The sequence below is a fragment of the Micromonospora sp. NPDC051141 genome, assembly GCF_044455765.1.
Taxonomy (GTDB): Bacteria; Actinomycetota; Actinomycetes; order Mycobacteriales; family Micromonosporaceae; genus Micromonospora.
Genome location: NZ_JBITFD010000005.1, coordinates 475,049 through 496,544, shown reverse-complemented (window position 1 = coordinate 496,544; position 21,496 = coordinate 475,049). Strand labels below are relative to the sequence as shown.

24 protein-coding genes and 1 tRNA gene are annotated in these 21,496 nt (G+C 73.9%); 4 read left to right on the top strand and 21 right to left on the bottom strand.

Features of this window, described 5'->3' with window-relative positions:
• Positions 1–120 precede the first annotated feature (120 nt).
• From ACIA6B_RS13515 to ACIA6B_RS13505, 3 genes are all read right to left on the bottom strand, one after another.
• Complete coding sequence (locus ACIA6B_RS13515) at positions 121–441, bottom strand: hypothetical protein (protein WP_396773123.1); 321 nt, start codon at positions 439–441, stop codon at positions 121–123.
• Positions 442–513: 72 nt separating this feature from the next.
• Positions 514–1,347: a Bax inhibitor-1/YccA family protein gene (locus tag ACIA6B_RS13510; protein ID WP_396773121.1), complete on the bottom strand. Its 834-nt coding sequence runs from the start codon at positions 1,345–1,347 to the stop codon at positions 514–516.
• Between the two features lie 109 nt (positions 1,348–1,456).
• Positions 1,457–1,537 (bottom strand) — tRNA-Leu (locus ACIA6B_RS13505).
• Positions 1,538–1,638: 101 nt separating this feature from the next.
• Here ACIA6B_RS13505 and ACIA6B_RS13500 point away from each other — a divergent pair.
• Complete coding sequence (locus tag ACIA6B_RS13500; RefSeq protein ID WP_396773119.1) at positions 1,639–3,468, top strand: hypothetical protein; 1,830 nt, start codon at positions 1,639–1,641, stop codon at positions 3,466–3,468.
• A 54-nt stretch (positions 3,469–3,522) separates the two neighbouring features.
• Here the strand turns inward: ACIA6B_RS13500 and ACIA6B_RS13495 are convergent, their stop codons facing one another.
• The 8 genes from ACIA6B_RS13495 to ACIA6B_RS13460 form a co-directional block, all read right to left on the bottom strand.
• Entirely contained in the window at positions 3,523–4,857 is a 1,335-nt protein-coding gene (locus tag ACIA6B_RS13495; protein WP_396773118.1) for an NAD(P)/FAD-dependent oxidoreductase, read from the bottom strand.
• A 102-nt stretch (positions 4,858–4,959) separates the two neighbouring features.
• A complete protein-coding gene (locus ACIA6B_RS13490) occupies positions 4,960–5,523 on the bottom strand; it encodes a hypothetical protein (RefSeq protein WP_396773172.1) in 564 nt (187 codons plus the stop codon).
• 5 nt (positions 5,524–5,528) lie between these two features.
• Positions 5,529–6,893, bottom strand: coding sequence for a DUF58 domain-containing protein (locus ACIA6B_RS13485; protein WP_396773116.1), 1,365 nt, complete (start codon positions 6,891–6,893; stop codon positions 5,529–5,531).
• Positions 6,893–7,888, bottom strand: a complete 996-nt coding sequence (locus ACIA6B_RS13480) for a MoxR family ATPase (RefSeq protein ID WP_107162292.1) — start codon at positions 7,886–7,888, stop codon at positions 6,893–6,895. The genes ACIA6B_RS13485 and ACIA6B_RS13480 overlap by 1 nt, the downstream gene beginning before the upstream one ends.
• Positions 7,888–8,472, bottom strand: coding sequence for a hypothetical protein (locus ACIA6B_RS13475; RefSeq protein WP_396773114.1), 585 nt, complete (start codon positions 8,470–8,472; stop codon positions 7,888–7,890). The genes ACIA6B_RS13480 and ACIA6B_RS13475 overlap by 1 nt, the downstream gene beginning before the upstream one ends.
• Positions 8,469–9,203: a DUF4129 domain-containing protein gene (locus tag ACIA6B_RS13470; protein WP_396773112.1), complete on the bottom strand. Its 735-nt coding sequence runs from the start codon at positions 9,201–9,203 to the stop codon at positions 8,469–8,471. The genes ACIA6B_RS13475 and ACIA6B_RS13470 overlap by 4 nt, the downstream gene beginning before the upstream one ends.
• A 22-nt stretch (positions 9,204–9,225) precedes the next feature.
• Positions 9,226–9,939 (bottom strand): uracil-DNA glycosylase, encoded by a 714-nt coding sequence (locus ACIA6B_RS13465; RefSeq protein WP_396773171.1) that lies wholly within the window; start codon positions 9,937–9,939, stop codon positions 9,226–9,228.
• Positions 9,940–9,958: 19 nt separating this feature from the next.
• Positions 9,959–10,645 (bottom strand): dienelactone hydrolase family protein, encoded by a 687-nt coding sequence (locus ACIA6B_RS13460; protein WP_396773110.1) that lies wholly within the window; start codon positions 10,643–10,645, stop codon positions 9,959–9,961.
• Between the two features lie 164 nt (positions 10,646–10,809).
• On the opposite strand from ACIA6B_RS13460, the gene ACIA6B_RS13455 reads away from it, so the two are divergent.
• Together ACIA6B_RS13455 and ACIA6B_RS13450 are read left to right on the top strand one after the other, a co-directional pair.
• A complete protein-coding gene (locus ACIA6B_RS13455) occupies positions 10,810–11,175 on the top strand; it encodes a type II toxin-antitoxin system RelE/ParE family toxin (protein WP_396773108.1) in 366 nt (121 codons plus the stop codon).
• Positions 11,172–11,489 (top strand): helix-turn-helix domain-containing protein, encoded by a 318-nt coding sequence (locus ACIA6B_RS13450; RefSeq protein WP_396773106.1) that lies wholly within the window; start codon positions 11,172–11,174, stop codon positions 11,487–11,489. The genes ACIA6B_RS13455 and ACIA6B_RS13450 overlap by 4 nt, the downstream gene beginning before the upstream one ends.
• A gap of 51 nt (positions 11,490–11,540) precedes the next feature.
• Here the strand turns inward: ACIA6B_RS13450 and ACIA6B_RS13445 are convergent, their stop codons facing one another.
• The 7 genes from ACIA6B_RS13445 to eno form a co-directional block, all read right to left on the bottom strand.
• The gene (locus ACIA6B_RS13445) at positions 11,541–12,581 is read right to left on the bottom strand and encodes an HAAS signaling domain-containing protein (protein WP_396773104.1); all 1,041 of its coding nucleotides are present in this window, start codon (positions 12,579–12,581) and stop codon (positions 11,541–11,543) included.
• Positions 12,578–12,910, bottom strand: a complete 333-nt coding sequence (locus tag ACIA6B_RS13440; RefSeq protein WP_396773102.1) for a PadR family transcriptional regulator — start codon at positions 12,908–12,910, stop codon at positions 12,578–12,580. Before ACIA6B_RS13440 ends, ACIA6B_RS13445 begins: the two co-directional genes overlap by 4 nt.
• Before the next feature lie 181 nt (positions 12,911–13,091).
• The gene (locus tag ACIA6B_RS13435; protein ID WP_396773169.1) at positions 13,092–14,021 is read right to left on the bottom strand and encodes an exopolyphosphatase; all 930 of its coding nucleotides are present in this window, start codon (positions 14,019–14,021) and stop codon (positions 13,092–13,094) included.
• Positions 14,022–14,063: 42 nt separating this feature from the next.
• Positions 14,064–14,576: an amino-acid N-acetyltransferase gene (locus tag ACIA6B_RS13430; protein WP_396773100.1), complete on the bottom strand. Its 513-nt coding sequence runs from the start codon at positions 14,574–14,576 to the stop codon at positions 14,064–14,066.
• Between the two features lies 1 nt (position 14,577).
• Complete coding sequence (locus tag ACIA6B_RS13425; protein ID WP_396773099.1) at positions 14,578–15,135, bottom strand: DUF501 domain-containing protein; 558 nt, start codon at positions 15,133–15,135, stop codon at positions 14,578–14,580.
• Between the two features lie 23 nt (positions 15,136–15,158).
• Positions 15,159–15,791, bottom strand: a complete 633-nt coding sequence (locus tag ACIA6B_RS13420) for a septum formation initiator family protein (protein ID WP_396773097.1) — start codon at positions 15,789–15,791, stop codon at positions 15,159–15,161.
• A gap of 29 nt (positions 15,792–15,820) precedes the next feature.
• On the bottom strand, positions 15,821–17,104 hold the full coding sequence (gene eno / locus ACIA6B_RS13415; RefSeq protein ID WP_107162353.1) for a phosphopyruvate hydratase: 1,284 nt from the start codon (positions 17,102–17,104) through the stop codon (positions 15,821–15,823).
• A 212-nt stretch (positions 17,105–17,316) separates the two neighbouring features.
• Here eno and ACIA6B_RS13410 point away from each other — a divergent pair, with 212 nt between their 5' ends.
• Positions 17,317–18,009 carry a hypothetical protein gene (locus tag ACIA6B_RS13410; protein WP_396773095.1) on the top strand — a complete coding sequence of 231 codons (693 nt, stop codon included), beginning with the start codon at positions 17,317–17,319 and terminating at the stop codon, positions 18,007–18,009.
• A gap of 3 nt (positions 18,010–18,012) precedes the next feature.
• On the opposite strand, the gene ACIA6B_RS13405 is transcribed toward ACIA6B_RS13410, so the two are convergent.
• The 3 genes from ACIA6B_RS13405 to ACIA6B_RS13395 form a co-directional block, all read right to left on the bottom strand.
• On the bottom strand, positions 18,013–19,632 hold the full coding sequence (locus tag ACIA6B_RS13405) for a DUF885 domain-containing protein (RefSeq protein ID WP_396773093.1): 1,620 nt from the start codon (positions 19,630–19,632) through the stop codon (positions 18,013–18,015).
• Between the two features lie 116 nt (positions 19,633–19,748).
• Entirely contained in the window at positions 19,749–20,720 is a 972-nt protein-coding gene (locus ACIA6B_RS13400) for a nucleoside triphosphate pyrophosphohydrolase (RefSeq protein ID WP_396773092.1), read from the bottom strand.
• Complete coding sequence (locus ACIA6B_RS13395) at positions 20,717–21,472, bottom strand: hypothetical protein (protein WP_107162360.1); 756 nt, start codon at positions 21,470–21,472, stop codon at positions 20,717–20,719. The genes ACIA6B_RS13400 and ACIA6B_RS13395 overlap by 4 nt, the downstream gene beginning before the upstream one ends.
• Between the last annotated feature and the right edge of the window lie 24 nt (positions 21,473–21,496).

The window sequence follows — 21,496 nt, the reverse complement described above, 5'->3', positions numbered from 1 at the left end:
CGGCCAGATCTTGCATGAGTCACTCGTCGATCACCGACGTCGAACCCTACCGATACCAATCCCTCCCAGAACCGGCTCACCTATAGAAGCGTCGCCGGGGGCGGGGGGCGGGGGCGGGGGTCAGAGAGTGGTGCGGGTGCGGGTTACCGCGTCGACGGCAGCGGCCAGGAGCGGGGGCGGTGGGGTGGCCAAGGCCAGGTCGGCGGCGACCACCCGGAGCTGGTCGGGCAGGGCCAGGTCGCTGGGCAGCCGGGGCACCTCGCGGCGCGGCTCACCGGCGGCGTCGGCGGCCAGGTTGGCGAGTTCCTGGACCAGCTTGTGCACCAGGTCGGCCCGGGACACGTTGCCGCCCCCGGCCGGCGCCGACCAGCGCGGCTGCTGCCAGTGCCCGACCTGTCGGACCAGCAGGGCCACCGCCCGGTCCAGTTCCGCTGCGCTCATCACCGCCGAGTCTACGGACGACGCCCGCCGCCGCGGGATGCGGAGGCGGGCGTCGACGGGCGGGCGGGACGGTCAGTCGTCGCCCTGGAAGTAGCTGAGCAGCCGCAGGATCTCGATGTAGAGCCAGACCAGGCCGACCACGATGCCGAACGCGGCCGTCCAGGCGTAGCGCTGCGGGAGCCCCATCCGGACCCCCTCCTCGATCTGGGCGAAGTTGAGCACGAAGCTCAGCGACGCCACCACGATGCAGACCAGGCTGAAGCCGATGGCGAGCGGGCTGCCGTCCCGCAGGTGCGTGTTGACGCCGAACAGCGCCAGCACCAGGTTGACCAGCATCACGCCGAACAGGCCGGCGATGATCGCCACCATGATCCGGGCGAACTTCGGGGTGGCCCGGATGATCCGCGCCTTGTAGATCATCGCCATCAGGAAGAAGACGCCGAAGCTGGCCGCCACCGCCTGGAGCACGATGCCGTCGTAGAGCGAGTCGAACGCCTTGCTGACCATGCCGACGAAGACGCCCTCGACGATCGAGTAGGCCACCACGAGCGCCGGGTTCGCCATCCGGGAGAACGAGATGATCAGGCCGAGCACCAGGCCGACCACGGCGGCGCCGATCCAGGCGACGCCGACCAGGGCGTCCGGCACGAGCACCCAGGCCGCGGCGGCCGAGGCGCCCAGGATGGCGAGCATGAGGACCGTCTTGACGACCACGTCGTCGAGCGTCATCGGGGTCACCGCAGGCGGGGCCACCGGCTGGCCGTAGCCGCTCGGGTAGTGCTGCTGCGGCGGGTACTGCTGGGGGTATCCGGGCTGACCGTACGGCCCGGGCTGGGCGTACCCGGTCGCCCGCTCACGCTCGGCCGCCTGGCCGAGCCGGGCGAGCACCGGGTTCGAGGTCTTCACTTCTCAGGCCTCCCTCAGGGGGTCGTTCGCACGTAGACGTGCACCTCCAGCGTAGACGCGGCGACAAGACCGTGCGCGGCGTCAAGCTGTGGGAAAGCTGAGAGTTCCGTGCCCGGGGCGGGGGTCGAACCCGCACGCCTTTCGGCAGCCGCTTTTAAGGCGGCCGTGTCTGCCGTTCCACCACCCGGGCGGGTGACACCGCCGCGCCGACACGCGCGGTGCAGATCTCACCGTAGCGGCTGCGCCGCGCCGCGGCGTACCCCGTGGGGGGCGGCCGATAGGGTCGGGGCCGTGACCAGCGCCGCCCGCGCGGCCCCCGGGCCCGACCGCGACCAGGCGGTCCGACCCGCACCGGCGACCGCCGCGGCGCGGGTCGGCCGGGTCCGGGCCGCCGCTCGCCGGCACCGCGCGGACCTGCTGGTCGGGCTGCTGTTCGTGGCGTTCGCCGGCGGCCTCACCCACGGCCTGTGGCCGACGCCGGGCACCCGGATGCTCGCCCTCAACCCGGCCGACCAGACGCTCTACGAATGGTTCCTGGCGCTCGACGCGCGGGCCCTGCGCGGGGACGTCAGCCTGGTCACCGACCGGCTCAACGCGCCGGACGGGGTCAACCTGATGGCCAACACCTCGGTCATCGCGCTCGGGGTGCTGCTCGCGCCGGTCACCTGGGCGTTCGGCGCGCCGGTCACGTTCGCCCTGCTCGTCGCCGGCAACCTGGCCGGCACGGCGGTCGCCTGGTATCTGCTGTTCACCCGGACGCTGCGGGCCCACCGGCTCGCTGCCGGGCTCGGCGCGGCACTCTGCGGCTTCGGGCCGGGCATGGTCTCGCAGAGCAACGGCCACCTGCACATGACCGCGCAGTGGCTGGTCCCGGTGCTGGTCTGGCTGGTGGTACGGCTGCTGCGCGCCGCCGACCCGGCCGGTCGCCCGGACGGCCCGGACCGCCGCCGGATGGCCTCCTCGGCGGTCGGGCTGGCCGGCACCGCCGTCGTCCAGGTCTTCGTCGGCGAGGAGGTGCTCTTCCTCACCGCGCTCACGCTGGCGGTGCTGGCCGTCGCGTACGGGCTGGCCGACCGGGAGCTGTCACGTCGGGCACTGCCCGGCTTCGCGGGTGGGCTGCTCGGCGCCGCCGGGCTCGCGCTGGTGGTGCTGGCGTACCCGCTCCGGCTCCAGTTCGCCGGCCCGCAGGGAGTCGCCGACGGCATCTTCCCGCCCGCCTACTTCTCCGCCGACCTGACCGGTTGGACCCGGCTCTCCGCGCTGACCGTGCTCGGCAGCCCGGAGGCGGTCCGGCTGACCACCGGCCCGGCGGAGTTCACCACGTTCCTGGGCTGGCCGCTGCTGGTGGTGGCGGCCGGCTGCGCGGTCTGGCTCGGCCGACGCGCGCTGGTGCGTGCCCTGGTCGCCGCGGCGCTGGTGATGGCCGCGTTCTCGCTCGGCCCCGAGGTGGTCGCCGGCGGCGAGCGGACCGGCGTGCCCGGCCCGTACGCGCTGCTGGCCGGCCTGCCGGTGGTGGACGGCGCGCTGCCCACCCGGTTCGCGCTGGCGGTGCTGCCGCTGGTCGGCACCATGCTCACGCTCGCCGTGCACCGGGCGCTGCACGAGCCGGGTCCAGCGCGCCGGCTGGTGCCGCTGGCGGTCGGCGCGGCCCTGCTCAGCGTCTTCCCGACGCCGCTGCCCACGATCGACCGGCCGCCGCTGCCCACGTTCGTCACCGGCGGCCACTGGCGGCAGTGCGTACGCCCGGGCGGGGTGCTGGTGCCGGTGCCGACGGCCACCCCGCAGCACCCCGGGCCGATGCGGTGGGCCACCGCCACCGGCGTCGGGTTCGGCATGCCGGAGGGGTTCTTCATCGGCCCGTACGGTCCCGGCGGCTCGGCCACCATGGGCACCTGGCAGCGTCCCACCTCGGCGCTGCTGGCCGACGTGGCCCGGCGGGGCGTCGCGCCGGCGATCGGCGACCGGCAGCGCCGCCAGGCGGCCCGGGACGTCGACGCCTGGGGCGCGTCGTGCGTGGCGCTCACCGACGACGCCCCGCACGCGGAGCTGCTGCGTCGGACGCTGGAGGCGCTCTTCGGTCCGGGCCTCCGGGTCGCCGACGCCTGGACCTGGCGGTTCTGACCCGGGTACGACGAAGGGCCCTTCCGTGCGGGAAGGGCCCTTCGCCGGCGAACGTCAGACGCGCGCCGCGCCGACCGGAGGGGCGGACGCCTCGGCGAACTCCTCGCGCGGGTCGTGCAGCTGGCCCAGCGCGACCACCTCACGCTTGAGGAAGAACGCCAGCGACCAGTCCACCACCACCCGGACCTTGCGGTTGAACGACGGGATTCGCGACATGTGGTACGTCCGGTGCATGAACCACGCCGGCCAGCCGGTCATCTTGACGCCGTAGACCTGCGCCACGCCCTTGTGCAGGCCGAGGCTGGCCACGCTGCCGGCGTGCTTGTGCTTGTAGTCGACCGGCTCGCGCCCACGGACCACGTTCACGATGTTGTCGGCCATCCGGGCGGCCTGCCGTACCGCGTGCTGGGCGCTGGGCGAGCAGAAGTTGCCCGGCTCCTTGGTCAGGTCCGGCACGGCGGCGCAGTCACCGGCGCTCCACGCGCCCTCGACCACCCGGTCACCGTCCACGATCTGGAGCGTCGGCCGGCAGGTCACCCGGCGCCGCTCGTCGCGCGGGAAGTCGGTGGCGTCAAGCATCGGCGACGGCTTCACGCCGGCCGTCCACACGATGGTGTCGGACGGGAAGCTGTCGCCGTCGGAGAGCTTGACCACCCCGTCGACGCAGGACTCCAGCCGGGTGTCCAGCCGGATGTCCATGTTCCGCTTCAGGAGCTGCTGCACCGTGTAGGCGCCCATGTCCCGGTCGACCTCGGGCAGCACCCGCTGGGTCGCCTCGACCAGCACCCAGCGCATCTCCTCCGGCGTCAACTCCGGGTAGTAGCGCAGCGCGTCGCGGGCCATGTCCTCCATCTCGGCGAGCGCCTCGATGCCGGCGTAACCGCCGCCCACGAAGGTGAACGTCAGCGCACGGCGGCGGACCTCCGGGTCGGTCGTGGCAGCCGCCACGTCCAGCCGGTCCAGCACGTGGTTGCGCAGGAAGATGGCCTCGCCGATGGTCTTGAACCCGATGCCGTTCTCGTGCAGGCCCGGAATCGGCAGGGTGCGGGAGACCGAGCCGGGGGCGACCACCACGTGGTCGTACGGGATTTCCCGGGCCGGGCCGCTGATCGGCTGCACCACGGCGGTCTTGCGGTCGTGTTCGATGCGGGTGACCGTGCCGGCCACCACCGTGCACTTGCGCAACTCCCGCCGCAGCGGCACCACAGCGTGCCGCGGGGAGATGTTGCCGGCCGAAGCCTCCGGGAGGAACGGCTGGTACGTCATGTGGGGCTGCGGGTCGACGACGACCACCTCGGCCTCACGCGAGCTCAGCTTCTTCGACAGACGCAGAGCGGCGTACAGGCCGACGTGCCCGGCACCCACGACAAGGATCCGCTTCGGATTCACGTCATCCATCTTTCCCCGGGGGGCTCCGGTAACACCGCGCGAGACCCCCTTCTGTGACGGAGCACAACCCGTGTGACCTGCGCAACGTCCCGCCGCGTCCCGTCATCTGCGACGCAGCAGCCACCCCAGCAACGCGCTCAGCCCCACCGCGACCAGCAGCCCCACCACGGTCGCCGCCTGCGTCCCGTCGGTCCCGCCGAGCCCGCCCAGCCACGCCAGCACGATGCCGAGCACGGCGCTGGCCAGCACCACGCCGCCGGCCCGCGCCAGCCACCGCAGCACCAGGTCCGGGTCGATCAACCCGTCGTAGGGCAGCAACGCGGCCAGCGCGCAGAGCGTGTGCGCCAGATAGAGCAGCGTGGCCACGGCGAGCAGCCGCCACAGCGCCGGCGGCCGGTCGTAGCCGAGTGTGGCCAGCAGCCAGCCGCCCACCGTCACCAGCGCGGCGAACGTCGGCCAGAGCCGGCGCGGCGCGACCGCCGGCAGCACCGCGGCCACCGCCAGGGCCAGCAGCGACCGCGGGGCCAGCATCTGCACCGGGTACGCCAGCAGGAAGCCGGCGAACACGACGAGGAAGATGCCGCCGCGCACCAGCAGCGGCAGCGCGCTGACCCGGGCCACCCTGTACCGCACCGCCCGCACCCGTTCCACGAGCCCGCCCGCCAGGTCGCTCACCGCAGCCCCACTCTCGGCGCCATGGCCAGGCGGGACACGTCGCGCAGCACCTCGTCCAGGCTGCCCGCGCCGGCCCAGCGCACCACCGGCACGCCGTGCTCGCGGAGCTGCCCGATCATCGTGTCCCGGTCCAGCCGCCACAGCCGGTACGCCACCTCGGCCCAGCCCCGCTCCTTCGGCACCGGCAGCTCCGCCGGCAGCGTGTCCACCGCCACCACGAACCGCCCGCCCCGGGCCAGCCGGGCCAGCATCTGCGCCGAACGCTCGTCGAGCAGCGGGGTGAGCACCACCACGAGCGCGTCCGAGGAGAGCACCTGCGGGCCGAACACCTGGTCGTACGGCTCGTGCGGGGACGACTCGGCCTGCACGTCGAGCAGCCACTCCAGCACGGTCAGGTACTGCCGGCGCCCGGTGGCCGGGCGCAGTCGCCGGGCGGCCGGGCCGTACTCCAGCAGCGCCACCCGGTCGCCCCGGTGCAGGTAGTGCTCGGCGATCGCGGCGGCGGCCCGGACCGTGGTGTCGAGCACCGACGCCGGGCCGCGTACGCCGCCGGAGCGGCCCGCCTCGGCGAGCACGTCCAGCAGCACCACCACCTCGGCGTCCCGGTCGGAGAGGGTGGCCGCGACGTGCAGTTGGCGGGCCCGCAGCGACACCCGCCAGTCGATACGGCGCAGCCGGTCCCCGGGCGCGAAGACGCGTACGCCGGCCAGCTCGCCGCCCTCCCCCGGCCGCCGCGACCGGTGCGCGCCGACCAGCCCGGCGGCCCGAGGCATCGCCTCGACCGCGTCGAACGGCTCGGTGCGCGGGTAGACCCGGGCACGGATCGGAGCGGTGAGCACCGCCCGGGAGACCAGCAGCCCGTCGGCGGCGGCGACCCGGACGCCGGCCGGGCCGAACGGGTGCCGGCCCCACCGCAGCGCGGTGCCGGTCAGCTCCAGGTCGACGGCGCTGCCCCGGGGCACCGACGTGACGAACGGCCGGTCCGCGCCGCCGGAGCGGCTCACGTCCAGCTCGGCACCGCCGAAGCCGACCTTCTCCACCCGCAACCACTGCGACATCCGGGTCCGGACCACCGCCAGGTCGTAGCCGATCAGGTCCGGGTTGGCCACCGCCACCGTGGTGGCCATCGGCGCCCCTTCGACCAGGTGGGTGTCCGCGACGCTCAGCTCCAGCTCGGGCTGGGTGGCCGGGCGGCGGCGCAACCCGTACGCGGTGCCCAGCGCGAACGGCGTGGCCAGCACCACCAGGTCGATCCGGCCGAGCAGCACGGCCGCGACGAGCAGCACGCCGGTGAGCAGCACGGCCCGGCCGAGCGCCCAGGTGGGCGCCCAGCCGTTCGCCGGCTCGGCCCGCTCGTCCATCAGCGCCCGGCGGCGTAGCTGGGCAGCGCGCCGCTGGCCGGGGCGGGCGTCGACTCGAGCACCTCGCCGACCACGAACGCCGGGTCGACCCGGCGCAACCACATCTCCGGACGCAGCGTGATGCGGTGCGCCAACGCGGGCGCCGCCACCGCCTTGACGTCCTCCGGCACCACGTAGTCCCGGTTGGCGAGCACGGCCCGCACCCGGGACAGCAGCAGCAACGCCAGCGAGCCGCGCGGCGACGCGCCGACCAGCACGGACGGGTGCTCGCGGGTGGCCGCGGTGAGCGCCACGATGTACCGGCCGATCGAGTCCTCGACCACCACGTCCTCCAGCGCGGCCTGCATGGCGCGCAGCGTGGCGGCGTCCACCACCGGCGTGATCTCGGCCTCCTCGCGACGCCGGGCGATGCGTCGGCGCAGCACGTCCCACTCCTCGTCGTGGCTCGGGTAGCCGAACGAGACGCGCAGCAGGAACCGGTCGAGTTGCGCCTCGGGCAGCGGGTAGGTGCCCTCGTACTCGATCGGGTTGGCGGTGGCCAGCACGTGGAACGGCTCGTCCAGCCGGTAGGTCACGCCCTCCACCGAGACCTGCTTCTCCTGCATCGCCTCCAGCAGCGCCGACTGGGTCTTCGGCGGCGTCCGGTTGATCTCGTCGGCGAGCAGCAGGTTGGTGAAGAGCGGCCCGGCCCGGAACGAGAAGTCGCCGCTGCTCTGGTCGTACAGGAACGAGCCGGTGACGTCGGCGGGGAGCAGGTCGGGGGTGAACTGGAGCCGGCGGAAGTCCAGCCCGAGCGCCTGCGCGAAGCACCGCGCGGTGAGCGTCTTGCCCAGGCCGGGCAGGTCCTCCAGCAGCACGTGGCCGCCGGCCAGGATGCCGGCCAGCACCAGCTCCAGCGCCTCGCGCTTGCCGACCACGACGGTGCCGACCGCGTCCAGGACGGTCCGGGCGAGCCGGCCCACCTCGGCGGGAGGCATGCTCCGGTCCTCGTTCATCAGATCTTCTCCAGTTCGGCGACGATCGCCGCGAGGTCGCGCGGCGTCGGGGGGCGGCGGGCGGGGGTGCCGAGGAACGTCCACAGCGGCTCGCCCAGCAGGGCGCGGGCGCGCGCCGGGTCGGACTCGCGGGTGACGCCGTGCCGCTGCCGCAGCCGCTCGTCGGCCAGCTCACCGAGGCGCGGCAGCACCCGCTCGGTGAACCGCTCCCGGTTGTCGGTGCACCAGTCCAGCGGTCGTTCCCAGCCGTTGATGGCGGTCCGCAGCGCGTCCCGGGCGGACCAGTTCCAGGTGCCGGACTCCTCGCCGCCGGAGGACCGCAGCCCGGCGCGCGGCGGGGGTGGGGGCGAGAGCGCGGCGGTGACCCGGCGCACGGCGAGCACCGCGAGCACGCCCGCCACGATGATCCAGAGCGGCACCCGCAGGCCGACCGCGCGGAGGCCGACCACGATCACCACGACGGCGGCGGCGGTGACCAGCACGATCCGCAGCAACCACCGGCCCCGGCCCCCTGACGGTCGGTCAACTGCGGAGCCGGTGGGCTCTTCGCCGGAGCCGAGCAGGTCGTCGATGCTGGTGCTCACGGAGCGCCGACCTCCCCCGCCGCCACCCCGGTCAGCTCGCCGCGCAGCCGGCGCAGCGCCGCCCGGGCCTGGTCGCGGGTGCGTTCGTCGACCGGGTGGGTGGCGTAGCGGGCCTCCCGGTAGACGTGCGCGAACCCGTCCAGCACGTCGGCGCTGGCGATCGCCGGGATGCCCGCCTCGGGGTCGCCGCGCAGCAGCCGACTGACCAGGTCGGTAGGCGTGTCACCGGTCCTCCGGGGCACCCCGGTGTCCTCGGCGGCCTCCTCCAGCCGGACCCAGCAGGCGATCACCGCGGTCCGCGGGTCGGTGGCCCGGTCGTCCAACTCCTCCAGCCCGGCGTCCAGGGCGGCCACCACCTCGCGGGCGGTCCCCTCGGCGGTACGCCGGGTGCGCCGTACCGGCACCGCGCGGGTGGTCCGGCGCAGCGCGCCGCGGAGCACGCTCCAGAGCAGGTAGCCGACGACGACCAGCACGATCGTGAAGAGCAGCGCCACGGCGGCGGTGCCCAGCCAGTCGGGCACCCCGCCCTCGGAGGGGATGCCCGCCTCCCGGGGCTCGACCGGGATCGACGGCGGCGCCTCGGACGGATAGTCCGGGACGTACGGGACGTTGTCCACGGGCGGGATCCGGCTGGCCCCGATCGCGGAGTGGCCGGCGGCGAAGGCGGCGACCGCGAGCAGCACCGCGACCGCCGCGACCGGCCACCACCTGCGCAGCACGCCGAAGTCCATTCCCCCGCCTCAGGTGTGTTCCTCAGTCCACCCCGGACAGTTGCTTGGCCCGGGTGAACACGTCGTCCAACATCGCCGGCGTGAGCCGGCCGGTGAACGTGTTCTGCTGGCTGACGTGGTAGCAGCCGAGCAACGCCGGCACGGACTCGCCGGACCAGTGTGCCCCATGACCGAACACGGGTCGCGGTGTGGGCGGGCGCTGTCCGTACACCTGGCGGAGCACCGGCCACCACGCGGCCCAGGCGAACGCGCCCAGCGCGACCACCACGCGCAGCGTGGGGCGGATCAGTTCGACCTCGCGGTGCGCCCACGGCGCGCAGGTGTCCCGCTCGGCCGGGGTGGGCTTGTTGTCCGGCGGGGCGCAGCGCACGGCCGAGAAGATGCGGGTCTCCCGGAGCGTGAGGCCGTCGTCGGCGGCGACGCTCGTCGGCTGGTTGGCCAGCCCGGCCCGGTGCAGCGCGGCGAAGAGCACGTCACCGGAGCGGTCCCCGGTGAAGATCCGGCCGGTGCGGTTGCCGCCGTGCGCGGCGGGCGCCAGGCCGAGGATCGCGATCCGCGCGTCCGGCGGCCCGAGGCCCGGCACCGGCCGCCCCCAGTAGTCCTGGTCGCGGAACGCGGCCCGCTTGACCCGGGCCACCTCCTCGCGCCACGCCACCAGCCGCGGGCAGGCGAAACAGTCACCGACCGCGCCATCGAGGTCGGTGAGGTCGGTCGCCCGCGCCGCGCGGGCGACCACCTCCCCCGGGGTACGCGACTCAGCCAAGCTTCGCCCGGAACAGTTCCAGGGTGCGGGCCCAGGCGGTGGCGGCAGCCCGCTGGTCGAACTGCTCCGGCCGGTCCTCGTTGAAGAACGCGTGCGCGGTGCCCGGGTAGTCGAACGTCTGGCAGGTGCCGCCGGCGGCCTCGATGGACCGGCGTACGCCCTGCACCCCGTCGGCGGCGGAGAGACCGTCCGCCTCGGAACAGTGGACGAGCGCGGCCTTCCCGGCGTAGCCGGCCCAGTCGGCGGGCATGCCCTCCCACGGGAGCCGGGGGTAGAAGGCGGTCGTGGCGACGATCCGCTCGGCGGCGGTGCCGGCCCACAGGGCGAGGCTGGCGCCCGCGCAGAACCCGGCGCAGCCCACCTTGCCGGCCACCTCCGGACGGCTCGCCAGGTATTCGGCGGCGGCCGAGATGTCGCTGGCCGCCTCGTCCATCTGGCTGCTGTTCAGCATCTGCCGGGGCTCGGTCGGCTTGACGGCGGGACCGCCGTGCCGGAAGTCGGGCGCGAGGGCGACGAAACCGGCCTCGGCGAAGCGGTCGACCACGGCCCGGACGTGGGGCACCAGGCCCCACCAGTCCTGGATGACGATGACCGCCGGGCTGGCCGCACCGCCGGAGGGTATCGCGAGATACCCCTCGCTCGTCCCCCCGTTGCCGGTGAAGCTCACCATCTCGCCCATGGGCCCGTCCTCCTAGCGGTCAGTCACCGTTGGCTGGTCGCACAGTTGGCTGTCACGTGCCGGTAGCGTGCCACGCCGTCACCGGCCCGGGGAAGACGGAAGAACAGTGGCATTCACCTCCTGTTTGAACCGCCAAGGGGTTTAGCGATTGCTAAACTCACCGTATGGTGGCTGGTGAGTGGGACGTCTACCTCGTCGACGAGGTGAGGCACTGGATCGACACCTTGGATCCACACCTCCACGCCCGGGTCATCCAGGCGATCGACCTACTCGCGGAAGTCGGGCCAGGGCTCGGGCGACCGCTCGTCGACACCATCCACGGTTCGTCCATGGCCAACTTGAAGGAGCTCCGACCGGGAAGCGTACGTATCCTCTTTGCGTTCGATCCGTGGCGTTCGAGCATCCTTCTGGTCGCCGGCGACAAGTCGGGCCAGTGGAACAGGTGGTACCAGGAGGCCATTCCGACGGCCGAGCACCGTTACGAGCTCTATCTCAAGGATCGGGCACGAGAGGAGGAGGGGAGGGCATGAGCGACTACACCCGGTGGCAGGACATCCGCACGGCTCACGTCACCCGAGCCGGCGGCGAAGAGGCAGTCGAGGCGGGCAAGCAGCAACTCCTCGCCGAGGTCATCGGTCACCGGCTCGCCGAGGTGCGTCGCGCCCGAGGACTGACCCAGCAACAGGTGGCGGACCGCATGGGCGTCACGAAGGGGCGGGTCTCCCAGATCGAGCAGGGAAAGATCTCCGGCCAGGAGGTGGTTGCCCGGTTCGCCGCCGCGCTGGGCGGCCGACTGCACCAGGCAATCTACTTCGACGACGGCGACATCGCCGCCATCGCCTGAGCCGGTCGTCCTCACCGCCACCCGGGCGGCGGTGAGGACGACGGCGACAGATCAGTTGGTCGGAACCGGCGCTCCAGGCTCCGCGGACGCACCGGTGGCAGACGCGGTCGGCAGGGCCGGAGGCGCCGATCCCGGCGTCCCGCTCGCGGTCGGCGCGGGCGTGCCGGTGACCGCGGGTGGGAGGCCGGACGGCGAGGCCGTGCCGGTGGCCGTGGGCGGGGCGGGGGGCGCCGGCGCCACGGCCGGCGGGCCGAACGGGGCCAGCTCCGGGCAGTACGGGTAGGCGTTGCGCGGTGCCGGCACGGCGCCGGCCGCGTCGAGGCAGGTCGGCCAGCCGAGCCGGATCGGCACGCCGTTCTGGTCGAAGAGTTGGGCGTCGCGGACGAGCCGCCCCTGCTGGTCGTAGACGAAGACGTCCTCGATCCGGTCGTACCGCCGGTCGACCGCGACCTCCTGGTAGGAGGGATAACCGTCCTCGCCGGCGTTGCGATCGACGTCGGCGAGCACCGCGAACGAGAAGACCACCAGCACGGCGGTGCCCACCAGGTGCAGCCGGCGCGGCCACCCGGTGAAGCCGCCGGAGCGACGGCCGAGCCACAGCGACGCGAGGACCGCGCCGGTGAGCAGCAGCAGGCCGCCCAGCAGGCTGTCGTCGAGCCGGGGCAGCAGACCGGCCCGGCCGCTGCGCGTCATCTCGCCGATGAGCAGCGCGGCCAGATAGCCACGCAGCAGCCACCAGGCCGGGCGCAGCGAGCGCAGGAAGTCCGCCACCCGGGCGTGCCCGAGCAGCGGGCCGAGTTGACGGTCGAGCAGGCGCACCTGGGTGGCGGCCCGGTCCCGCGCGGCGGCCAACCGACGCAGGCGGGCCGGTCGGCCGCCCGGCTCCGCGCCGGCCGCGGTCCGCAACTCCAACGCGTACGCCTCCGGTGCGCCGAGCCGGTCGACGAGCGTGCCGTCGCCCTCGGCGGCCACCTCGGCGAGGTGCTCCGGAAGGTCCTCGGTCAACTCGTCGCGGAGCGTCGGCGGCAGGTCGGCGAGCGCGGCCCGCACCCGGTCGACGTAGTCCGTGATCTCCTGCCCAGTGACGGTCATGCCGCCATCCCCCGATCGTCGAGCAGTGCGTCCATGGTGGTGGCGAACGAGCGCCAGGTCTTGCCGGAGCGGGTGAGCTGGTCCCGGCCGGCGGCGTTCAACGCGTAGTACTTGCGGTGCGGCCCGGACTCGCTGGGCACCACGTAGGTGGTCAACAGGCCGCCCGCGAATAGCCGGCGCAACGTGCCGTAGACGGAGGCGTCGCCGACCTCGGTGAGGCCGGCCTCGCGCAGCCGGCGGAGGATGTCGTAGCCGTAGCCGTCGGAGTCCCTGAGCACGGCCAGCACCGCCAGGTCGAGCACGCCCTTGAGAAGCTGCGTCGTATCCACGCTCCGCACAGTAGTGCGCATTGCACAGTACCGTCAACGAAGACACCCCCTCCCTCCCCTCTCCACCCCCTCCCCCGCCTCGTTGATCAAGGAGTTTGCGTCGGGACTCGCCGCGAAGGCCGACGCGAACTCCTTGATCAACGAAGCGGAGGGAGGGGAGGGAGGGGGAGAGGGCGGCGGGCTAGGCGAGGCTCCAGGCGATGCCGTCGAGGATGTCGTGCTCCGAGGCGACCACCGAGGACATGCCGGCCCGTTCCATGATCACGCGCAGCACCAGCGCGCCGGCGCCGATCACGTCCGCCCGGCCGGGGTGCATCACCGGCTCGGCCAGCCGCTGTTCCCGGGTGGCGCCGAGCAGGTAGGCGGTCACCTCGGCGACCCGCGCGTACGGGACCCGGGCGTGGTGGATGCGGCTCGGGTCGTACTCCCGGAGCCCTTCGGCCAGGGCGACCACTGTGGTGACCGAACCGGCGAGCCCGACCAGCGTGGCGGCCTCCCGGCCGGGGACGGCGGCCAGCGCCCGGTCCACCGCCGCCGCGATGTCCGCCTCGGCGGCGGCGATCTCGGCCGGCGTGGGCGGATCGCCGGGCAGGTGCCGCTCGGTCATCCGGACGCAGCCGATGTCCACCGAGATCGCCCCGCGCACGCCGTCGGCGCGGGTGCCGACCACGAACTCGGTCGAGCCACCGCCGATGTCGACCACCAGGTACGGCGGTTCGGCGTCGGCGGGCAGCCCGCGCACCGCGCCGGTGAACGACAGCCGGGCCTCCTCGTCGCCGGTCACCACCTCCGGCGGTACGCCGAGCGTCCGCTCGACCATCGCGCGGAAGTCGTCGGCGTTGGAGGCGTCGCGCGACGCCGAGGTGGCGCACATGCGCACCCGCTCGACGCCTGTCCTCTCGATCTCCGCCGCGTAGTCGGCGAGCGCCAGCCGGGTCCGCTCGATCGCCTCGGGCGCCAGCGAGCCCGTCCGGTCGACGCCCTGCCCCAGCCGTACGATCTCCATCCGCCGGCTGACGTCGGTCAGCGGCGCCGCCTCCCCGGCGGAGGGATCCGGCAGGTCCGCGATCAGCAGTCGGATCGAGTTGGTCCCGCAGTCGATGGCCCCCACGCGCACGCTCACGGCGCCCACCCTACGGCAGCCCGAGGCGACTCAGAGGCGCAGCAGCATGCGGGTGTTGCCCAGGGTGTTGGGTTTGACCCGTTCCAGGTCGAGGAACTCGGCCACACCCTCGTCGTAGGAGCGCAGGAGCTGCTCGTAGACCACCTGCGGCACCGGGGCGCCGTCGATCTCGTGGAAGCCGAAGCCGCCGAAGAAGCCGGTCTCGAACGTGAGCACGAAGATGCGGGCGATGCCCAGCTCGCGGGCCGCGTCGATCAGCTCACCGACGATCCGGTGGCCGATCCGGTGCCCCCGGCAGGACGGGTCGACCGCGACCGTCCGGATCTCGGCCAGGTCCTCCCACATGACGTGCAGCGCGCCGCAGCCGACCACCGTGCCGTCCGGCGTCACCGCCACCCGGAACTCCTGCACGTCCTCGTAGAGCGTCACGGTGGCCTTGCTGAGCAGCCGCCGGTCGTCGGTGTACGTGTCCACCAGCCGGCGGATGCCGCGCACGTCGGCGGTGCGGGCCCGACGGACCGTGACCTGGTCGACGGTGGTCATCTCACTCTCCGGCGGGCACGTCCACGCAGGGGCCGGCGGCCCACCACTTCTCCACGAGCGCCAGCGTCTCGTCGCCGAACGGGTTCACCCCGGGGCCGGCGGCCAACGCGTGGCCGAGATGCACGTGCAGGCACTTCACCCGACCGGGCATCCCGCCGGCGGAGATGCCGGCGATCTCCGGCACCTCGCCGATCGCGTCGCGGCGGGCCAGGTAGTCGGCGTGCGCGGCCCGGTAACGGGCGGCCAGCTCCGGGTCCTCGGCGAGCCGGTCGGCCATCTCCTTCATCAGCCCGGCCGACTCCAGCCGGCTGCACGCCGCGGTGGCCCGCGGGCAGGTCAGGTAGAACAGCGTCGGGAACGGCGTGCCGTCGGCCAGCCGGGGCGTCGTCTCCACCACGTCGGGCAGGCCGCACGGGCACCGGTGGGCCACCGCCCGGGTGCCGCGCGGCGGGCGTCCGAGCTGCGCGGCGACCGCGGCCAGGTCGGCCTCGGTGGCCGGTCGGCGTTCCGGCGGGGGTACGGAGTCCGCCGCCGGCTCCTGCGGTGGTACGACGCTCACAGATTGTGCCTCTCGAAAACAGCTCACTTGTCGGGGCGCTCGGCGTTCGCCGCCTGCACGCTCGACCACAGCGTGTCGTACCAGGGGTCGGGCGGTCTCGGCGACCCCGGCTTCGCGCCCTTGCCGGCGTCCTTGGCGGCCCCGTCCGGGTCGGAGAGCACCACCAGCAGCGTCTCCCCCGGCTTGCCCATGAAGAACCGTTCCCGGGCCTGCGTCTTGACGTACTCCGGGTCCTTCCACTTGGCCGCCTCGGCGGTGAGCCGGTCGATCTCCGCCCGCTGCGCCGCCTGGGACGCCTCCATCCGCTCGATGTCGGTCTGCTGGTCCAGGTAGACCCGGACCGGGTAGGTGTACGCCAGCGCGAGCGCGATCAGCACCGCGAACAGCACGGTGGCGCGCCCGGTGAAGCGCCGGGGTTGGGGTGCGGTGAGCCGCTTGACCGGGCCGCCGGCCGCGGTACGCCGGGCCGCGCCCGGACGGTTCGCGGAGCGTACGCCCTCGGTGACGCGGGACGCGCCGGGTGACCGGCCGGCGGCGCGCGCCTCCGCGCGGACGCCGTCGCGGGCCGTGGACCGGGTCCGGCCCCCACCCGTCCGGCCGGCCTGACCCGGCCGACGGGCGGGCCGCTGGCCACCCGGTGTGCGGCGCTGCTGCATCGTCACACCCCTCCCCCGGAGCGTCGACCTCAGGCCGAACGGTAACGCGGGAACGCGCCGGCGCCGGCGTACCGCGCCGCGTCGGCCAGCTCCTCCTCGATCCGCAGAAGCTGGTTGTACTTGGCGACCCGGTCGGAGCGGGCCGGCGCGCCGGTCTTGATCTGACCGCAGCCGGTGGCGACCGCCAGGTCGGCGATGGTGGTGTCCTCGGTCTCGCCGGAGCGGTGGCTCATCATGCACCGGAAGCCGGCCCGGTGGGCCAGGTCCACGGCGTCCAGCGTCTCGGTGAGCGAGCCGATCTGGTTGACCTTGACCAGCACCGCGTTGGCGGCCCGCTCGGCGATGCCCCGGGCGATACGCTGCGGGTTGGTCACGAACAGGTCGTCGCCGACGATCTGGATCCGGTCGCCCAGCGCGGCGGTGAGCGTGGCCCAGCCGCTCCAGTCGTCCTCGGCGAGCGGGTCCTCGATGGAGACGATCGGGTAGTCGCCGGCGAGCTTGGTGTAGTAGTTGCTCATCTCCTCGGCGCTCTTGGTGCTGCCCTCGAACGTGTAGGAGCCGTTGTCGAAGAACTCGGTGGCGGCCACGTCGAGCGCGAAGACGATGTCGGTGCCGAGCCGGTAGCCGGCCTTCTCCACCGCCTCGGCGATCAGGTCCAGCGCGGCGGCGTTGGTGGGCAGGTTCGGGGCGAAGCCGCCCTCGTCGCCGAGGCCGGTCGACAGGCCCTTCTTCTTCAGCACCGACTTGAGCGCGTGGTAGACCTCGGCGCCGGAGCGGACCGCGTCCCGGAACGTCGGCGCGCCGATCGGCGCGATCATGAACTCCTGGACGTCGACGTTCGAGTCGGCGTGCGCGCCACCGTTGAGGATGTTCATCATCGGCACCGGGAGCAGGTGCGCGTTGGGGCCGCCCAGGTAGCGGAAGAGGCTCAGCTCGGCGCTGCCGGCGGCGGCCTTCGCCACGGCCAGGGAGACGCCGAGGATGGCGTTCGCGCCCAGCTCGCCCTTGTTGTCCGAGCCGTCGATGTCGATCATCTTCTGGTCGATCAGCCGCTGCTCACTGGCCTCGTAGCCGATGAGCTGGTCGACGATCCGGTCCTCGATGTTCGCGACCGCCTTCTCGACACCCTTGCCCAGGTAGCGGTCCTTGTCGCCGTCGCGCAGCTCGACCGCCTCGAAGGCGCCGGTGGAGGCGCCGGAGGGCACCGCGGCGCGGGCGATCGTGCCGTCGTCGAGCCCGACCTCGACCTCGACCGTCGGGTTGCCCCGCGAGTCCAGGATCTCCCGGGCGACAATTCCCTCGATGGTTGCCACTGAGTCGCTCCTCGTTTGTGTGTTCCGGTCCGGTGTGGGCCGCGACGGTGCGGCTGAGGCAGGTGTTGAACGCAGCGTATCGGTCCCCGCTCTCCGGTACGGCGCTCGGGGCGCACCCCGGGGCAGCGAATGAGACGGACATTCCCGGTTTACCGGTCGTCAACCGGCAACGGGTTTGCGAGAGGTTGCGTCGATCGACAAGGCTGGGCATCATGCCTGCCGCTTCGACGACCCTCCGCGTGCTCGCCGCCTCGGTCATCGCGTCGCTCTCGGTCACCGGCTGTCAGGCCCTGGACGACGCGGACGTCGCGCTCGGCCGGGCCGACCTGGTGAACGACCTCGCCGCGCGGATGGACCGGGCGCTGGAGCGGACCTGGGCCGCGGAATACCAGCTCACCGGCGGCGGGACCGCCTCGATCGCGCAGACCGCCAAGCCGCTCCGCTCCACCTACGCCTGGCCCGGCGGCAAGATCACGGTGACCCAGGAGGCGGTGACCCGGTGCGCGAGCACCACCGCCCGCACCTCCTGCACCATGTCCCCGCCGGTGCTGACCGCCGGCAAGCCGTCGGTGATCGTCTACGACGAGGCGCGCAAGCAGGGGCTGGTCACCCCGCCGGCGGTGATCCGGCTGCTCACCGCCGCCGCGCTGGAGCCCCAGGCGGTCATCAAACAGACCGACACCACGCTGGCCGGTCACCACGCCACCTGCATCGACGTCACCGACACCGGGGAGCGCTTCACCGCCTGCGTCACCACCGAGGGGGTGCTCGGCAGCTTCACCGGCACGCTCGACGGCAAACCGGCCGAGCTCACCCTGAGCCGCTACACCGAGACGGTCGAGGCCGGCGCGTTCGCGGTGCCGGCCGGCGCCGGTGTGGTGGACCGTCGCCCGAAGGCGTCCTGACCCTCACACCCCCAACAGCGTGCGCAGGTGGCGCGGCGGCGGGCAGTCGTGCGACAGCATCGCGTCGTGCCAGTCGCGCGCCGGCACGCCCGCCGGCCGGGCGGCGGCGATGTCCGCCATCTCGCTGTAGCCGACGAAGTAGGTGGAGAGCTGGGTGGAGGTGAGCAGCGCCCGCCGCCACTTGCCGGCCGCCTCGCCCTCCTCCTGGAAGCCGCGCCCGGTCATCAACGCCATCGCCTCGGCCTCGGACAGGTCGTCGCAGTGCACGAGCTGGTCGAGCAGCGCGTTGATGGTCATCCGGAGCTGCATCTTGAGCTGCTGCAACCGCACCGGCAGCCCGCCGAAGCCGAGCCCGGCCATCAGCTCCTCGGTGTAGACCGCCCAGCCCTCGACGAACACGCCGGACTCGGTGAGCGCGCGCACCCGGGTCGGGCCGGCGTACCGGCGGGCGTGCGCGAGCTGGAGGAAGTGACCGGGCATCGCCTCGTGCACGGTCAGGTTGCGGATCATGTGGTCGTTGTACTCCCGGTAGAACGACTCGACCCGCTGCGCCGGCCAGTCCGCCGGGGTGGGCGCGATGCAGTAGAACGTCGGCACGTCGGCCGTCTCCAGCGGGCCGGGCGAGTCGCAGTAGGCCACCGCGACGCCGCGGGCGAACTCCGGCATCTCCTGGATCACGCACGGGTCGTCGACGAGGCTGACCAGGTCGTGGTGGCGGACGAAGTCGGTGGCCTCGTCGAGCGTGCCGGAGGCGAGGTCGACGATGGTGGCGTCGTCCGGGTGCTCGGCGGCGAGCAGGTCAAGCGCACGGCGTACCGTCTCGTCGTCGGCCGGACCGCCGACCAGCTCGACGGCCGCCGCGCGGATCTCGTCGGTGACCCGGTCGAGGTTGGCCCACGCGCGGCGCTGCACCTCGGCGGCGCCCAGCTCGGTGTCGAGCGTGTGCCACAGCCGCGCCTCCCAGCGCCGCCGGCCCAGCCGGGGATCGCGCCCCGGCCCGGCGTCCGCTGCCAGCCCGGCCCGCAGCCACGCCACGAACTCGTCGAGCGCGGCGATCGCCGCGGTGGCGGCCGGTCCCACCCGGTCGCGCAGCGCCGGGGCCTGGGCGAGCAGCGCCGGCACCTCGTCGCGGACCAGCGCCGCCGCGCCGACGAACTGCCCGACCGCCGTCTCGGCGTGGACCCGCGGCATGTCCCGCAGCGTCGCGCGCGCGGTCGCCAGCGCGTCCGGTACGGCGGAGAGGCGCCCGGCCAGGTGGGTCAGCCGCTCCTCGACCGGCGCGTACGGCCGGGCCAGCAACGCGTGCAGCAGCGGACCCGGGTTGTGCCGCAGTGGGTCCCACTCGTGGCTGCGGATCTCGGAGTCCTCGAACAGCCCGCGGTCGACCAGGGCGCTGAGCAGCGCGTGGTCGACGCTCTCGTCGGTGTCGAGCACGTCGGGGTCGATCTCGGAGAGCGCGTCGGCCGCGTCCCGGAGCATCGCCCGGTCGGCGGCGAGCGCGTCGGCGGAGAGGTCGGGCAGCCGGTCGTCGTAGCGGTGGTCCCCGACCGAGGTCGCCAACCCGGGCCGGCTCTCCAGCACGGCCTCCACGATCCGCTCCGCCAACACCCCAAACGCTTCCATCCCCGAACCCTACCGATCACCCCCGACGCCCACCCCCCGCGATCTTGCAGTCACGGCCCCTCCGATGCCGGATTCAGCCGTTTTGTCGAGGCGGAAAGTGCAAGATCGGCGGCGGGTCAGGCGCGTTCGGCGGCGCGGACCGCGTCGGCGTACGCCAGGGTGGCGCGGCGGAGCGCGGCCTCCGGGTCGATGCCGGCCTGCCGGGCGGCGGCGACGGTGGCCAGCAGGCTCGCGCCGAGCCGCGCCTCGGCGTCCACCTGCGACTCGGCGAGCGGCGGCGGCACCGCCAGCCCCACCCGGCCGGCGCGGTCCAGGATCTTCGCGGCCAGGGCCAGCGCGGGCTGGCTCAGCGCGATGCCGTCCAGCACCGAGTCACGGGTCTTCTCGGCCCGTTTGATCCGCTCCCAGTTCGCCTCGATCTCCTCGATCGAGCCGGCCCGCTCACCGGAGAACACGTGCGGGTTGCGCCGCACCATCTTGTCGACCAGGCCGCCGGCCACGTCGTCGACGGTCCAGCTCTCCCCCTCCGGCAGGTCCTCCGCGAGCCGGGCGTGCAGCAGCACCTGGAGCAGCACGTCGCCCAACTCCTCGCGCAGCGCGTCGGTGTCGTCGGCGCCGATCGCGTCGTACGCCTCGTAGCACTCCTCCAGCAGGAACGGGGCCAGGCTGCGGTGCGTCTGCGCCCGCTTCCACGGATCACCGCCCGGGGAGGCCAGCCGGTCCATCACCTCGACCGCGTCCAGCAGCCGGGCGCCCGGCGGGTCCCACGAGCCGTACATCAGCTCCAGCTCGGCCAGGCCGGGCTGCCGGGCCAGCCGCAGCCCCAGCTCACGGGCGAGCGCCTCGTCGCCGGCCGGGCCGGCCAGCCAGACCGCGCCGCCCTCGGTCGCGGCGGCGTCCAGCAGCGCCTGCGTCGCGCCCTCGGTCACCACGCGCACCTCGGCGCCGGCCGTCCGGACCGCCCGGGTCAGCTCGCTCTCCGCGCCGGTGAGGACCGGCGCGGAGCGTACGGCGTCCCAGGCGGCCGACGTCAGCAGACCGGCCGGCAGCCGGGGCGAGGTGACCAGCAGGACGATGCGCGCGGTCATGCGCCGGGCGCCGCCGACGGGTCGATCACCGGCACCGACTCACCGGTCTCCGGCTCCGGGGTGGAGACGTCGGTGACCGACGAGCCCGGCTCGCCCAGCGGCACGGCCACCGCCGGCACGTCGCCCTTGAAGCTGAGCAGCGGGAACGCCAGCGGGCGGTAGCGCGGGTTGACCGAGACGTCGTACCCGCCGATGGCGTCCGCGAGCACCTTGCGGGTGGCCAGCGCGGAGCGGAGCTGCTGTCCGTCGAGCTGGCTGGCCGCGTCGGCGTCCTTCACGTCCGGCGGGATGGCGCCGGCGGCCCGGCCGGCCGCGATCACGGTGGCCAGGTCCTCGGCCGTGGGGGCGGCCGGCTCGCCGGCCGGCAGGCCGGACATGCAGGTGTAGAACTCGGCGACCTTCTTCGCGTACGTCGCGTCGGCGGGCAGCCCGGTCTGCTGCGCCACCTGCTCCGGCGTCACCTGGCCCTGCGGCTGGTAGCCCTTGTCGGCGGAGAGTTCCCGGCACACGTCCGACAGCACGAGGGTGGCGACCACCTGGTCCCGGGCCGGCAGCAACGCGTCGGCCTGCGGAGCGGTGGCCGGCTGGCTGGCCAGGCCGTCCCGGACCTCGTCGAGGATCGAGGTGACCCGATCCTCGGTGACGCGGGTGTCGCCGACGTAGGCGGCGACCCCGGGCTCGGTACGGCAACCGGAGAGGGCGACGAGGCCGACCGCCACGCTGGCGACGGCGACAAGACGGCGAGCACGCATGACGGTCACTCTCTCACGCCCCGT